12 protein-coding genes, 1 tRNA gene and 1 pseudogene are annotated in these 13,703 nt (G+C 62.1%); 5 read left to right on the forward strand and 9 right to left on the reverse strand.

The window, feature by feature from the left end:
• Positions 1–2: 2 nt before the first annotated feature.
• Positions 3–917: a DMT family transporter gene (locus AERO9A_RS06110; RefSeq protein ID WP_159971042.1), complete on the forward strand. Its 915-nt coding sequence runs from the start codon at positions 3–5 to the stop codon at positions 915–917.
• 71 nt (positions 918–988) lie between these two features.
• On the opposite strand, the gene AERO9A_RS06115 is transcribed toward AERO9A_RS06110, so the two are convergent.
• A complete protein-coding gene (locus AERO9A_RS06115; protein ID WP_159971043.1) occupies positions 989–1,435 on the reverse strand; it encodes a hypothetical protein in 447 nt (148 codons plus the stop codon).
• A 415-nt stretch (positions 1,436–1,850) separates the two neighbouring features.
• On the opposite strand from AERO9A_RS06115, the gene AERO9A_RS06120 reads away from it, so the two are divergent.
• Positions 1,851–1,927, forward strand: a tRNA-Met gene (locus tag AERO9A_RS06120).
• 83 nt (positions 1,928–2,010) lie between these two features.
• Here the strand turns inward: AERO9A_RS06120 and AERO9A_RS06125 are convergent.
• The 3 genes and pseudogenes from AERO9A_RS06125 to AERO9A_RS06135 all read right to left on the reverse strand — a co-directional run.
• On the reverse strand, positions 2,011–2,430 hold the full coding sequence (locus tag AERO9A_RS06125) for a type II toxin-antitoxin system VapC family toxin (protein ID WP_159971044.1): 420 nt from the start codon (positions 2,428–2,430) through the stop codon (positions 2,011–2,013).
• Positions 2,430–2,672, reverse strand: a complete 243-nt coding sequence (locus AERO9A_RS06130; RefSeq protein ID WP_017361254.1) for an Arc family DNA-binding protein — start codon at positions 2,670–2,672, stop codon at positions 2,430–2,432. The genes AERO9A_RS06125 and AERO9A_RS06130 overlap by 1 nt, the downstream gene beginning before the upstream one ends.
• Positions 2,673–2,724: 52 nt before the next feature.
• Positions 2,725–2,998 (reverse strand): annotated as a pseudogene (locus tag AERO9A_RS06135) (tyrosine-type recombinase/integrase); the annotation flags it as partial.
• Between the two features lie 165 nt (positions 2,999–3,163).
• Between AERO9A_RS06135 and AERO9A_RS06140 the strand changes: the two are divergent.
• The 3 genes from AERO9A_RS06140 (at position 3,164) to AERO9A_RS06150 (ending at position 8,258) form a co-directional block, all read left to right on the forward strand.
• Complete coding sequence (locus AERO9A_RS06140) at positions 3,164–4,213, forward strand: diguanylate cyclase (RefSeq protein WP_159971045.1); 1,050 nt, start codon at positions 3,164–3,166, stop codon at positions 4,211–4,213.
• 65 nt (positions 4,214–4,278) lie between these two features.
• Positions 4,279–7,713 carry an AAA family ATPase gene (locus tag AERO9A_RS06145; RefSeq protein WP_159971046.1) on the forward strand — a complete coding sequence of 1,145 codons (3,435 nt, stop codon included), beginning with the start codon at positions 4,279–4,281 and terminating at the stop codon, positions 7,711–7,713.
• A 2-nt stretch (positions 7,714–7,715) separates the two neighbouring features.
• On the forward strand, positions 7,716–8,258 hold the full coding sequence (locus AERO9A_RS06150) for a hydrolase (RefSeq protein ID WP_159971047.1): 543 nt from the start codon (positions 7,716–7,718) through the stop codon (positions 8,256–8,258).
• Positions 8,259–8,289: 31 nt separating this feature from the next.
• Here AERO9A_RS06150 and rlmF read toward each other — a convergent pair whose 3' ends face one another.
• The 5 genes from rlmF to nhaD form a co-directional block, all read right to left on the reverse strand.
• Entirely contained in the window at positions 8,290–9,291 is a 1,002-nt protein-coding gene (gene rlmF, locus AERO9A_RS06155) for a 23S rRNA (adenine(1618)-N(6))-methyltransferase RlmF (protein ID WP_159971637.1), read from the reverse strand.
• A gap of 187 nt (positions 9,292–9,478) precedes the next feature.
• Positions 9,479–11,305: an SLC13 family permease gene (locus AERO9A_RS06160; protein ID WP_159971048.1), complete on the reverse strand. Its 1,827-nt coding sequence runs from the start codon at positions 11,303–11,305 to the stop codon at positions 9,479–9,481.
• A gap of 31 nt (positions 11,306–11,336) precedes the next feature.
• Positions 11,337–11,633 carry a helix-turn-helix domain-containing protein gene (locus AERO9A_RS06165; RefSeq protein WP_159971049.1) on the reverse strand — a complete coding sequence of 99 codons (297 nt, stop codon included), beginning with the start codon at positions 11,631–11,633 and terminating at the stop codon, positions 11,337–11,339.
• A 52-nt stretch (positions 11,634–11,685) separates the two neighbouring features.
• On the reverse strand, positions 11,686–12,150 hold the full coding sequence (locus AERO9A_RS06170; protein WP_159971050.1) for a hypothetical protein: 465 nt from the start codon (positions 12,148–12,150) through the stop codon (positions 11,686–11,688).
• A gap of 14 nt (positions 12,151–12,164) precedes the next feature.
• Positions 12,165–13,544: a sodium:proton antiporter NhaD gene (nhaD, locus tag AERO9A_RS06175; RefSeq protein ID WP_159971051.1), complete on the reverse strand. Its 1,380-nt coding sequence runs from the start codon at positions 13,542–13,544 to the stop codon at positions 12,165–12,167.
• Positions 13,545–13,703: the final 159 nt, after the last annotated feature.

Here is a 13,703-nt window from a genome sequence, read left to right on the forward strand (position 1 = left end):
ATATGACGGCGCTCAATCACTCCCGCCCGCTGGCCTTCGGTGGCCTGCTGTTGGCCAACCTGTGCTGGTCCGGCAACGCCCTGGTGGCGCGGGCATTCGCCGGTGAGATCGGCCCCTTCACCTTGTCGTTCTGGCGTTGGTGCCTGGCCCTGACTCTGCTATTGCCCTTTGTCGTGTTGCCGCTATGGCGTCATCGCAGTGCATTGCGCCATGCCGGTTGGCGCCTGCTGGTGCTCGGTGGCCTGGGCATCGCTGGATACAACTCCTTGCTCTACAGCGCGGCGCAAAGCACGGTGGCGATCAATATTTCGCTGGTTAACACCTGCTTGCCGCTGGTGACCTTCATCGGCGCCGGACTGCTGCTCAATGAGTGGCCCGCACGGCGCGCCTGGTGGGGCATGGCCGTGGCCGTGCTGGGCCTGGCGGTGCTGATCGGTCAGGGCCAGTGGAGTCGCCTGGCCAGTCTGTCTTTCAACCATGGCGACATGATCATGCTGCTGGCGGTGGTGGATTGGGCGTTGTACTCGCTGTTGCTGCGGCGCTGGTCGGCCTATTTGCAGCCTATTCCACCGCTGGCGCTGCTGGGCGTGTTCATCCTGCTGGGCGTGCCGCTGATCCTGCCGTTTTACCTCTACGAGCTGAGCCAGGGTGCACACCTGGCGCTGAGCGCCGCCAATCTCTCGGCCATCGCCTATACCGCCGTGTTTGCCTCGCTGCTGGCCTATCTGGCGTGGAACCACGGCATCAAAGTAGTGGGCGCGGCGCGCGCGGCGCTGACCAATTACGTTATGCCGGTCTTTACAGCGCTACTGGGATGGGTGCTGCTGGGGGAGAGCCTGCAGTCCTATCACTGGGTTGGTGCCGCGATGATCTTTGTCGGCCTGCTGCTGGCCACCCGTCCACGCAAGCATGCCTAGCGCCGTGGCGGGTATCACGCTTCAGCGATCCCCCGTGAAGTGGGTGGACGAAAAAGGCGTCATCCGCCCTCTCACTCCGGCTTGAGCATCATGAAGGCTTCGCCGCCTTCGCGGTCATGCATCACCGTGAACGGCTGTCCAGCGATTATCAGCTTCGCAGGTGCATGACGGGGCACTTCAGTGCCCGCGCTCTCGGCGGCAGCGCTGAGCAGTTGCCGAGTGAGGCTCTCGTCTTGTTGGCTGTCGGTGGTGATGACGCACTCATGACTGGCTTTGACCTGTAACCCGAGGCTCTTGTCGGCATTGAAGCCCACGGTGGCAAAGCCCATGTCGGTCAAATCCTTGATGCCATGTTGACGCGCCGCGCTACGCGCCTCGGCGAAGCTCGGCGCTGTCTTCAGGCAAATATCGCGGAAGGCCTGCACGGCTTTCGATGTCACGGGCACCGGAGGCTGCGTGCCCAAACCAGCGCAGGCTGCGAGCAGAGTGATGCTGGTAAGCAGAGTGAGCTTCTTCATTGCATCATTCCTTAATGAGGGATAAGGCAGGTGTTGTCGTGAGCATATTCAAGCAATTGCGAGGCCAGTCCCTGGTAGGGGCCTTTAACACCGCAGCACGAATGACCCCAGGCCAGCGTTCCATAGTGTCATGGCGCGAAACAGGCAGGCAGAATGAATAGGTGAGCCGGGGATGGCAAGTGCACCAGTGCGCAACTCCAAGTATTTGCAGGCTGTATGGCGGCGCGCTATGCGGGGAGGGATATGTGCAGATATCGTCACCTTGCCATGCAGCGACGGACACAGAGCAAAATCATCAGGATGGCCTGAAGTACCTGATCCAGAGGCTACGACCTAACCGCTTGATAAAACGTAAATTTATCGATGAGGTGGGGTTGACAGCCGTGGGTGAGATGCGGAAAATGCGCGCCACGTTGGCTACATAGCTCAGTCGGTTAGAGCGCAGCATTCATAATGCTGATGTCCCAGGTTCAAGTCCCGGTGTAGCCACCATATTTTTCAAGGGGTTAGCGCAAGCTAGCCCCTTTTTCGTTTCTGGGGTAGTGACTACACCTGTCTACAGCGGCTGATTCTGGCTAGTTGCTCCAGGGGTCTACCAGAGCAACGCCCAGCGTTTCGAAGTGGCGAATATTGCGAGTTGCGATCACGGCATCATGTAGCCGACCAATTGCAGCGATCTGTGCATCGGCCATGTCAACCACCCGCCCTTTAGCCTCAGTTTCTGCTGCTATACCTGCGTAGTACACAGCGGCATCTGCATCGAACGGCAGAATATTGCCTGCGAAGTCTTCATCAAACATGACCGAGGTTACATCGAGCAATCCTTGCTTGCGCTTCCCGTCTGGCATTCTGGCAATGCCATAGAGAATTTCCGCAACGGTGATCGAGCTAATGACCAGGTTCCCGGCAGGCTGAGCGTCAACCCACTCTAGAACTTGGGCCGAAGGCTTGGCACGCATGAGTTCCGACAGCACGTTGGTATCGAGCAGGATCATTAATCGAAGCTCGCTGCACGGGCTTTGGTTTTGCGCTCTGGCAACTCAAGGTCAGCCCCACCGACAGCGGCAAAACGGGAGTGAATACGACTGCCTAGGCCCCCACGCTTTTCTTGGCGTGACAGAGCCTGGCGAATGATGAACCGGACTTCTTCCTCCATCGAGCGACCATGGCTAGCCGCGACAATACGCAGCTGGGCTTTCAAGTCGTCGTCGAGGTTTCGAATAGTGATAGCAGCCATAGTGACCTCCCATGGGTTCAGTGCAATCATTGATAGCATACATGCACGCAAGTTACACGAATACCAATGCATGACCGTTTTGGTTGAGAGCGGAGAGCCTAAGCTCCGGCTCCAAATGATCAGGCTGCGCGTGCATAGCGCATGGTCATGGCGATGGACGAGTGCCCGAGGATGCGCTGCAGGCCCAGGATGTCACCACCGCCCATCATGTAATGGCTAGCGAGGGTGTGCCGGAGGGTGTGGGTTATCTGGTCAGGCGTATGGAATCCGCAACACATGTAGGCAGAACGCAATGCCGACCGGCAAGGCATGAACAGACGACCATTGCTGGACTTCTTTGCCATATCGGCGATGTAAGATTGGAGACATTCTGCCCGGCGTATGTGGGCCGCAATGTTAGGCGTTCTATGCTATGAACAATGGCTTGTGTGCCGTGGAGCGAAAGTGCCGTGATGAGTCGGTTGTTCCCTGTGCTGGACCCATTGCATGGGATGCCTCAGGAGACTCTGCAGGCCTTCGAGCAGTGGTATCGGCTGGCGAAGATTGCGCAGATTCGCTATGTCGCTTTTCTGACCGCAGCGCTTTACCTGATATATGCGGCCATCGAGCAGAGTGTTGCGGATGATTTGTCGCTAGCACGTCTGATCGTGCATGGGCTGTTGGTACCGGGGGCGCTGCTGCTCACCGCGTTTCTGAGTTTTCGTCCGCAGCGACAGGCGTTGATGTTGGGGTTGCTGACGGTTGCGCCGGTTTTGGCTGTGTTGGCCAATCTCTACTTCAACTTCGGTACGCCAAATTTTGCGGTTTACGCGCCAGAGATTTACTTGAACCTGATCTGGACGTTTTCCGTCGCGGGATTGGCGCTCAAGCGCGCCATGGTTGCGTCTTTGATGTCGTTGTCAGCGATTGTGCTGGTCACTTTTGAGCCTTCGCTTGCGCCAGGGCCGCAGCGCCTGCATCTGATCTGGGTGTTGGCGTCATTTTCCTTTGGCTTTCTCAGTGCCTTTATCCTGGAAAGGGCGCATAAGCTGATGTTTCTGCACCAGGATCGTCTGGAGTTGAGTGCCAATCTCGATGGTTTGACGGGGTTGTGGAACCGTTTGTGCACGGAGCGGTTTCTCGCCGAGCAAGCGGAGCGTGCCAATCGTTATGGCACGCGGTTTTCTGTGGCGCTGATTGATATTGACCATTTCAAGAGTGTCAATGACACCCATGGTCATGCCGTGGGCGATGTGGTGTTGTGCCAGTTCGCGGCTTTGTTGCGCGAGAACGTGCGCTCTGTGGATAAGGTTGGGCGCCTGGGCGGTGAGGAGTTTCTCATCGTGCTGCCGGAGATTGGCGCGCCCCAGGCAGAGTTGGCCGTACGAGCTTTGCGTCAGCGTATCAATGGTTTTATTTTCGACACGGTGCAGCGCAAGACCGCCAGTGTCGGTATTGCCGAATATTGTCCGGGAGAAAGCCTGCAAGACCTGCTGCTGCGCGCTGATCAGGCCATGTACAAGGCGAAGGCCAAGGGCCGTGATTGCATCGAAGTGCTCTGACAACAAGGCTGCGCCTGCGCCAGGATATGCCAGAATGAGCGCCTTCAACGGCTTACGACCTGTGCATGAAAATCCTCAGCCTGCGCCTCAAGAACCTTAATTCCCTCAAGGGTGAATGGAAGATCGACTTCGCCGCCGAGCCCTTTGCCGGTAGCGGTCTGTTCGCCATTACCGGGCCTACCGGCGCGGGCAAGACCACGCTGCTCGACGCCATCTGCCTGGCCCTGTATCACCGTACGCCGCGCATGAGCACGCTGTCGGCCAACGGTAATGAACTGATGACCCGGCACACTGCCGACTGCCTGGCCGAGGTCGAGTTCGAGGTGAAGGGGCAAGGCTACCGCGCCTTCTGGAGCCAGCGCCGCGCGCGCGACAAGATCGATGGCGCGTTGCAGGCGCCCAAGGTGGAGCTGGCGCGTATCGCGGATGGCGAAATTCTGGCGGACAAAACTAAAGAGAAAGAGAACTTAACTGTTGAACTAACAGGGTTGGACTTTGGCCGCTTCACGAAATCCATGCTGTTGGCCCAGGGTGGTTTTGCCGCGTTTCTAGATGCTGACAGCAAAGAGAGAGCCGCATTGCTGGAGCAACTCACTGGCACCGAGGTCTACGGGCAGATTTCCCAGCAGGTCTATGAGCGCACCAAGTCCGCCGAACAGGCGTTGGGCCTGCTGAAAAGCCGCGCTCAGGGCATGGAGTTGCTGGACGAGGCGCAGCGTGCCGAGCTGCAGGCCGAAACCGAGCGTTTGGCGCAGGAGCAGGCTCCGCTGCTGAGTGAACAACAGACGCTGTTGGCCGGGCAGCGCTGGCGGGAGGCGCTGTTGCGTGCCGAACAACAAGTCGGCGAGGCAGAGCAAGGACTGGAGCAGGCCCGACAGCGTCAGGTCGCAGCGACCGATGACCTGCAGCGCCTGGCCGCCAGTGAGCCTGCCGCACGCCTGCTGCCACTGCATCAGGCCTGGCAGCAGGCGCAGCACGATTGCCAGCAGGCTGAACAAGGGCTTCTCACGCTACGCGAGCAGATGCAGGCCTGCGCCGAGCGTGAGCGTCAGGCGCTGTGGCAGGCCAGCCGCTATGCCGCGCATTGGCGTGACGAGTGCCAGGCCGCTCTGACGCAGGTGCAGCATCAGTACGCCGAGATGCAAGCCTGGTTGAGCGAGCGCAGCCAGCAGGCGCGCTTGGGCGAGCTGCTCAGTGGCTGGGATGAGCGCTTCACGCAGAAGGCCAAGGCTGAGCAAGCGCTGCAGGTCGCGCAAACGCGCTTGAGCGAATCCACCGCACAACTGGCGACGTTGCAACGCCAGCGTGACGAGCAGGGCGTGCGCCTGGCAACGCTGCAGCAGCAGGTGCAGCACGCGCATGATGCCGAGGTGCAGCAGCATGACGCCGTGCAGCGTTTGCTGGATGAGGCGGGAGAGGCGGGCTTGCACCAGGACTGGCTGCGCCTGCAAGCCCGCAGCCGAGTGTTCGACCGCTTGCAGCAACTGGCGCAGGGCCGTGAGGCGCTGAGCACCCAACTGGCCGAATTGCCGCTGCGTCTGGCCGATCTGCAGAGGCGGCAGGCAGACAAGAACACCGAGATCAATGCCCTACGCGAGCGTTACAAGGCGCTCAAGCAGCAGATCAGCGACAAGGAAAAGCTGCTGGAGCAGGAACAGCGCATTCAGGATCTGGAGGCCCATCGCGCCCGCTTGCAGCCAGGTGAGGCCTGCCCGCTGTGCGGCTCGCACGAGCATCCGGCGATCAGCCAGTACCAGGCGCTAAACGTCTCCGCTACCGAGCAGGCACTGGCGCAGTGCCGCAGTGAGTTGGGCGAGCTGGAGACTCAGGGCGCCAATCTGCGTGATGAGCTGACCCGCCTGGCCACGCAGATCGAGCAGGTGCAGGCGCAACAGGCTCAGGCCCAAGCGCACTTGCTGCCGTTGGATCAGCAGTGGCAGCAGCAACTAAACGCGCATGACATCCATCTGCAGAACGTCGCCGATCTGGGCCACATGCTGCAGCAGCACGAGCAGGAACTGGCTGCACTACAAGTGCGTCAGGATGCCGTACAGGCGCAGCAAAGCGAATTGCAGCGCCTGCGTGAACAACGCGAAAAAGCCGAGCGCGAACAGGCCGAAGCCGAGCGGCAGCAGGCGTTGCTCAGCCGTGATCTGGACAACCTCCAGGCGCGTCTGGCCGAGCAGCAGGCGCATCTGAGTCATCTGCACAACGAGCAGGCGCAGCAGGCCCAAGCGCTACTGGCCAGTCTGCAAGGCTTCGTCAGCGAGCTGCCCGCCGACAGCGCAGGCTGGTTGATGCAGCAGAAAACCGCCTGGCAAGCCTGGCAGCAAGCGCAGGCTCGCGAACAGCAGTTGTTACAACTCGCACGTGAGGGTCAGAGACAACTGGACGAAGCCCAAACGCAGGCCGAGCACTGGCAACAGCGTTGGCAGGGGACGGGGGCGCTGAGCCTGGAGGCTCTCGTACCGGCAGCCGACCCGCAGCAGGCACTGCGCGAGGCGGCCGAGCGGCTGGCTGCCACCCAGCGTGAACGCGATGGCCTGGCCGGTAGCGAACAGGCCCAGGTCGCCTTGCACCAGCGCCAGCGGGCGCGTCTGTTCGAGTGCCAGCAGGCCTGGGAGCAGGCGTTGGCGAGCAGCCCCTTCGCTGATCAGGCCGCGTTCGAAGTGGCTGTGCTAAGCGATGACGAACGCCAGCGACTGCAGCAGCTCAAGACCGAGCTTGAGCGCACACATACCCAGGTCGCCACGCTCCAGGCAGCGGCGCAGACCGAGGTGCAGCGTTTATTGGCTGCGCCGCAGACCAGCCTGAGCCTGGCTGAACTGGCCAGGCAGATGCAGGTGCTGCAGGAGCGTGTGCGTGCGCTGAATGAGCGCCAGGGCGAGCTGCGCGCGCAATTGCAGGCCGACGAGGCGCGGCGCAGCAGCCAGCAGGCGCTGTTCGCCAAGATCGCTGCGCAGGAGAGCGAGCAGCACCTGTGGCAGCAGCTCAATGGCCTGATCGGATCGGCCGATGGCGCCAAGTTCCGCAAGTTCGCCCAGGGCCTGACCCTCGATCACCTGATCCACCTGGCCAACCGACAACTGATGCGCTTGCACGGGCGCTACCAGTTGGCGCGCAAGAGCAGTGGTGAACTTGAGCTGGAAGTGCGCGACACCTGGCAGGCCGACGTGGCGCGCGATTGCCGCACGCTTTCCGGTGGCGAGAGCTTTCTGGTCAGCCTGGCCTTGGCCCTGGCGCTGTCGGATCTGGTCAGCCACAAGACCAGCATCGACTCTCTGTTCCTCGACGAAGGCTTCGGCACGCTGGACGGCGAGACGCTGGAAGTGGCGCTCGACGCTCTGGACAACCTCAACGCCAGCGGCAAGACCATCGGCGTGATCAGCCACGTCGAGGCGATGAAGGAACGCATTCCCGTGCAATTGCGGGTACACAAGGGCGTCGGCCTCGGCTACAGCCGGCTCGACGCGCGTTTTGCGCTAAAGGAAGGAGCGTAGCGATGCTGATGCGAGTGAAGGATTCCACTCTCTTGGTGATCGACCTGCAGGAGCGGCTGTTGCCGGCCATCGACGGCGGGGCGGCGGTGGTCGAGCAGGCCGCCTGGCTGGTGCAGGTGGCGCAGCGCCTGCAGGTGCCGGTGATCGCCACCGAGCAGTATCCCAAGGGGCTGGGTTACACCGAACCGAGCCTGCATGAGCTGCTGCCGGGGGACGGGCTGCGCGAGAAGATTCATTTCTCGGCAACCTCCGGTGCCGGGGTGTTCGATTTGCCCGGTGGCGAACGCCAGCAGTTCGTGGTCTGCGGCACGGAAACCCATGTCTGCGTGCTGCAGACGGTCATGGGCCTGTTGGCCGCAGGGCGCGAGGTGTTCGTGGTGGACGAGGCCGTCGGTTCGCGCCGCCCGCGTGACAAGGCGCTGGGCCTGGCGCGTATGGCGCGTGCCGGTGCGGTGATCGTCTCGCGTGAGATGGTTGCCTTTGAATGGCTGGAGCAGGCCGGAACCGACATATTTCGTGAGATTAGCCGGGGCTTTATCCGCTGAACAATCGCGCCCCAAGCCTTTTTCGGCGGGCTTAGCGCCAGTGATTCTGGCGCCAGGTGTTGCGCTGGGCGGCGTCTTTGAACGTCCAGGCCACCAGGCGGCTCTGCTTCTGCCCCTGGGACATACCGAGAATCCGCACGTCGATGGCGCCGGCCTTGTCTAGCCACGCTTGCAACAGTTCGACGTTACTGCCCTTGGACACCAGGCTGCTGAACCACAGGATCTGCTCGGCCACCTGCGCGCTTTCGCTGGCCATGCGTTTGAGGAAGGCCGCTTCACCGCCGGGGCACCAGAGTTCGGCGGCCTGACCGCCGAAGTTGAGCAGCGGCAGCTTGCGCTTCGGGTCGAGCTTGCCGAGGTTGCGCCACTTGCGCGTGCTACCGCTGCTGGCTTCGGCGGCGCTGGTATGGAAGGGCGGGTTGCACAGGGTCAGGTCGAAGCGCTCATCGCTATCGAGCAGGCCGAGAAAGATATGCTCGGCGTTGCTTTGCTGGCGCAGCTCGATGGCGCCGCTCAGTTGCGCGTTACCGTCGACGATGGCGCGTGCCGAGTTCAGAGCGGCGGCTGTGATATCGGCACCGAGAAAGCGCCAGTGATATTCGCAATGTCCGATCAGCGGATAGATGCAGTTGGCGCCGACGCCGATATCCAGCGCGCGGATGTGCTCGCCATGGGGAATCTGCCCATTGTTGTCGCTGGCCAGCAGGTCGGCGAGGTTGTGCAGGTAATCGGCGCGCCCAGGAATCGGCGGGCACAGGTAGCCTTCGGGGATATCCCAGTGCGCGATGCCGTAGTACTGGCGCAGCAGGGCGCGATTGAACACTTTGACCGCCGCCGGGTTGGCGAAATCAATGCTCGGCTTGCCGTAGGGATTGGTGATGACGAAGCCGCCCAGTTCGGGGCTGACCTTGATCAGCGCGGGAAAGTCGTAGCGCCCCTTGTGGCGATTGCGTGGGTGTAGCTCGCCTTTGGCCGGCGTTGTCTTCACGGCAGCGGGAGATGGCTTGCGGGGGCGCTTAGGTGGTTGCGGCATGGCGATCATCTGGTAGGCGGGCGCCGGATTTTCCCATAGTCGGGCTGGGCTTTGTAGGCGCGAGGAGTACAGCGGAAAAATCAGCGGCATAACCGTTGTAGGGCGGGTGTAACCCGCCAAAAGGCCTCCGAGCGGGAAGATCAGTGGCATCAACCGCTGTAGAGCGGGTGTAACCCGCCAAAGGCCCTCAGAGCGGAAAAAGCAGCGGCACCAGTGCCACGCTGACGATCATCACCAGCAGGGTGAAGGGCACGCCAACTCGTACGAAGTCGCCAAAACGATACTGGCCGGGACCAAGCACCAGCGTATTCACTGGCGAGGAGATCGGCGTCATGAATGCCGCCGAGGCGGCCAGGGCCACGGTCATGGCAAAGGGAAGCGGCGAGACGCCCAGCGCCTGCGCGGTGGCGATGGCTACCGGGGCCATCAGCACTGCCGTGGCGGTGTTGGAGATAAACAGGCCGATCAGTGCCGTGAGAGCGAAGAGGCAGGCGAGAATCAGCCGTGGCCCCGCATTGCCCAGGCCGCCAACCAGGCCCTGTACCGCCAGCTCGACGCCGCCGGTCTGTTGCAGTGCCTGGGCGAAGGGCAGCATGCCGACAATCAGGATCAGTGTTGGCCAGTGGATAGCGCGGTAGGCGCTGTCCAGGTCGATACAGCGGAACGCGCCCAGCAGCAGGCAGGCAATCAGCGCAGCTTGTACGTTGGGCATCAGGCCGCTGACCATCAGCCCCACCATCACCGCCAGGCTGAGCAGGGCGTAAGGCGCCTTGCGTGCGGCGGGTGCCACCTCGGCGACTTCCGCCGGCAGGCTGAGCACCAGAAAATCGCGGCTAAGCCCCTGCAAACGGTGGATATCGCGCCAGGCACCGGCTACCAGCAGGGTGTCGGAGGACTTGAGTTTCTCGTCCACCAGCACGCCCTCCAGCGCCTGGCCCTGGCGGCGTAGACCAACCACGTTGAGTTTGTGCTGCGAGCGAAAGCCCAGCTCCTGAATGGTCTTGCCCGGCAGTTGCGACTCCGGCGGCAGCGCCACTTCGGCCAGGCCCAACTCATGGGCGTGCAGGCTGAAGTAGGAGTGCGGCAGCGGCATGGGCTCAAGCCCCAGCGTTTGATAGCTGCCGAGTAGACCGATGGCGGGGCTGGCGATGTCCACCAGCAGCACGTCATTGGGCTCCAGTTGGGTATTGCCGCTGGCCATCAGCAGCAAGGTGCGCAGGCGCTGGCGGCGCTCGATGGCGATGACGTTGATGCCATGCTCGCGGCGCAGTTGCAACTCGTTGAGCACCTGATTGGCCAGTGGCGAATCGGCGCGTACCTGTAGGCGCCGTTCACGTTCGCTGAGGCGATAACGCTCGGCCAGATCAGCCAGGGTCAGGCGTGGCGGTTCGGCGTTAGCGGCATCGCGGCGCACCAGCCAGCGTCGTGCCAGCAGCATGTAGCCAACACCGAGCGCCAGGATGCTCAAACCGATGGGGGTGAAGGCGAAGAAGTTGAAACCATCGAGCCCGGCGCGGCGCAGTTCGGCATGCACCACCAGATTCGGCGGCGTGGCCACTAGGGTGAGCATGCCGCTGATCAGCCCGGCGAAGGCCAGCGGCATCATCAGTCGCGCCGGGGCAATGCGTAGGCGTGCGGCAACGCCGAGCACCACGGGGATGAAGATGGCGACCACGCCGGTGGAGCTCATCACCGAACCCAGACCGGCCACGGCCAGCATCAACAGAATCAGCAGACGCGTTTCGCTGCTGCCGGCTTTGGCCACCAACCAGTCGCCCAGGCGGTAGGCGATACCGGTGCGTACCAGGCCGTCACCGATGATGAACAGGGCGGCAATCAGGATGACGTTGGCGTCGCTGAAACCGGCCAGCGTTTGCTGTAGATCGAGCACGCCGGTCAGTGGCAGTGCGACCAGCACCAGCAGGGCAACTACGTCCATGCGTGGCTTGCCGATGACGAAGAGGGTGACGGCGCCGGCCAGCAGGCCCAGCACCCAGAGCAGATCAGGATTCATCGCGCTTCCTATTGGCTAGGGCGCGATTATCTCAGGGATAACCGAGTGTGTTCTTGATCTGCTGCAGGTTGGCGGCGATCCAGCGCTTATCGAACGGCCCCCAGTCGCGGATGCGATAGTGCCCAGCATTGTTGCGTTCACCTGCGCCCTGCTCGAACTGGCAGTCGATATCCAGCTCGACCAGCGCGCTGAGCGTGTCTTGTGCTGTGCGCCGGGGCATGCCGGTGGCTTCCATCAGAGCCGGCACGCTGGTCGCTGCGCCGCTGTCGATCAGCCAGGCGACGTAGAGGCGGCGGTAGAAGCTGGTGCGGGTCTTGCTGATTTCCATGGCAGGTCCTTGTCGAGGCAGGCGAGGGGGCGTCGAGCCAGGGGCTGGGGCGCTAATCCGTGGCGGTGGCTCGGTGCCGGAGTACCCGGTGGCGTTGATTGAAGAAGAAACGGGTGAGGGTGCGAACCAGCGTAGCGGCCAGGTAGGGCTCAAAGATCAACCGGTCGCAGAGCCGCACGCCGCCTTCGACGGCATACAGGGTGCGTTCGTGGCGCCACAGGCGCATGCCGGTCATGGGGGAGCATTCGACGAAACCGTGGCCGGGTTCGAGGGATTCCAGTGTGAGGTGAGAGTGGCCCATGGGCAGGCAGCCGAGCAGCCAGAGGCGGCTGGTGAACAGCGGGCGTCCCGGTACGAGGGTGAGGTCGTCGAGGGAGCGGACGCCGGGCGGGAAGCTCATGCGCAGCCAGGGGCGCATTTCCGCGCGCAGCAGGTCGACGTCGGTGATCCAGCGCCAGGCTGTGTCCGGCGTGATGGGCAGGGTGGATTCGAATTGCAGTTGGATCGGGCTGGACATCCGTGTCGCTCCTTTCAGAGTTGGGCGAGGCCGATGTAGGTGGCGGCGCCGGCCAGGTAGCCGAGCAGGGCCAGGCCGCTGATGCGTTTGAGATACCAGATGAAGTTGATCTTCTCCATGCCCATGGCTGCCACGCCAGCAGCCGAGCCGATGATCAGGCAGCTACCGCCGGTGCCGGCGCAGTAGGCGAGCATTTCCCAGAAGTTGCCGTTGACCACAAAGTTGTTCAGCCAGGGCAGTTCGCCGCTGTTGGCGGCCAGGGCCAGGGCTTCGGGAGTGACCAGTGGGTACATTTTCATCGCGCCAGCGACCATCGGCACGTTGTCCACCACCGCCGAGAGCATGCCGATGGACAGGGCGATGCTGTAGACGTTGCCAAGGCTGTCCTTGAGCAGGGTGGCGACCTGAATCAGGTGCCCGGCGCTCGATAGCGCGGAGACCGCCAGCAGGATGCCGAGGAAGAACAGCACGCTGGTGATGTCGATGCGACGCAGCACGCCGACCACCGAGAGCGGGTCTTTCTCTTCGCTGTTCTTGCTGCGGTGGATGATCTCGGTTGTCACCCACAGCACGCTCAGGCCGAAGAGGATGCCCATATAAGGCGGCAGGTGGGTGATGGTCTTGAAAATCGGCACGAAGATCAGCGCGCCCAGGCCCAGGCCGAAGATCAGGTTGCGCTCGAAAGGGGTGGTTGGGTCGCGGCGGCTTTCGTCGCTCTCTTTGATACGTGGCGACTCGACTTCGCCGCGCAGGATGAAGCTCATGACGATCAAGGGCGCGACCAGGCATACCAAACTGGGCAAAAAGAGCTGAGCCACGATGCCGCTGGCAGTGATCTGGCCACCGATCCACAGCATGGTGGTAGTCACGTCGCCAATTGGCGACCAGGCGCCGCCTGCGTTGGCGGCGATCACCACGATACCGGCGTAGAACCAGCGTTCGTGCTGGTCGGCGATCAGCTTGCGCAGCAGCGAGATCATCACGATGGTGGTGGCCAGGTTATCCAGCGCCGAGGACAGGAAGAAGGTGATCAGGCCCACCAGCCACAACAGGTGCACGCGCTTTTGCGTGCGGATGCGGTCGGTGATGACCTTGAAACCCTCATGTGCATCGATCAGTTCAACGATGGTCATGGCGCCCATGAGGAAGAACAGAATCTCGGAAATCTCGCCCAGATGGTGGCGCAGTTCCTCGATGGCATGATGGGTGTTGACGCTTGAACCAGCCGTACCTGAGCCGAGCATCGGCAGGATGCTGTCGGCGCCCATCACCAGCAGCGTCCAGACGACCACCGCAGTGAGCAGGGCCGAGGCTGCTTTGTCGATTTTCAGTGGGTGTTCCAGGGCAATGCACAAATAGCCGAGGACGAATACGGCTGCCATCAACGCATACATGAACAATCCGCCTTTATTTCTTATCTGAGGGCTGAGGTCGGTAGGCGGTGGAAGATGCCTGAAATACCTTGTAGAAGGGAAGGCTTTTATTGCCAAACTGATGGCTCAATCGTAGCCCCAATAAAAAGGCCCGCGCCAGGGGGCGCGGGCCTTGTCAGG

It is taken from the genome of Pseudomonas sp. 8Z (genome assembly GCF_902506535.1).
GTDB lineage: Bacteria > Pseudomonadota > Gammaproteobacteria > Pseudomonadales > Pseudomonadaceae > Aquipseudomonas.

Excerpts from the sequence above, each read along its gene's own strand:
- AERO9A_RS06140 (WP_159971045.1), top strand. The coding sequence starts at position 3,164 with ATGCCTCAGGAGACTCTGCAGGCCTTCGAGCAGTGGTATCGGCTGGCG.
- AERO9A_RS06170 (WP_159971050.1), bottom strand. The coding sequence starts at position 12,150 with ATGTCCAGCCCGATCCAACTGCAATTCGAATCCACCCTGCCCATCACG.
- AERO9A_RS06150 (WP_159971047.1), top strand. The coding sequence starts at position 7,716 with ATGCTGATGCGAGTGAAGGATTCCACTCTCTTGGTGATCGACCTGCAG.
- AERO9A_RS06145 (WP_159971046.1), top strand. The coding sequence starts at position 4,279 with ATGAAAATCCTCAGCCTGCGCCTCAAGAACCTTAATTCCCTCAAGGGT.
- AERO9A_RS06160 (WP_159971048.1), bottom strand. The coding sequence starts at position 11,305 with ATGAATCCTGATCTGCTCTGGGTGCTGGGCCTGCTGGCCGGCGCCGTC.
- AERO9A_RS06115 (WP_159971043.1), bottom strand. The coding sequence starts at position 1,435 with ATGAAGAAGCTCACTCTGCTTACCAGCATCACTCTGCTCGCAGCCTGC.
- AERO9A_RS06165 (WP_159971049.1), bottom strand. The coding sequence starts at position 11,633 with ATGGAAATCAGCAAGACCCGCACCAGCTTCTACCGCCGCCTCTACGTC.
- AERO9A_RS06110 (WP_159971042.1), top strand. The coding sequence starts at position 3 with ATGACGGCGCTCAATCACTCCCGCCCGCTGGCCTTCGGTGGCCTGCTG.
- AERO9A_RS06130 (WP_017361254.1), bottom strand. The coding sequence starts at position 2,672 with ATGGCTGCTATCACTATTCGAAACCTCGACGACGACTTGAAAGCCCAG.
- AERO9A_RS06125 (WP_159971044.1), bottom strand. The coding sequence starts at position 2,430 with ATGATCCTGCTCGATACCAACGTGCTGTCGGAACTCATGCGTGCCAAG.
- rlmF (WP_159971637.1), bottom strand. The coding sequence starts at position 9,291 with ATGCCGCAACCACCTAAGCGCCCCCGCAAGCCATCTCCCGCTGCCGTG.
- nhaD (WP_159971051.1), bottom strand. The coding sequence starts at position 13,544 with ATGTATGCGTTGATGGCAGCCGTATTCGTCCTCGGCTATTTGTGCATT.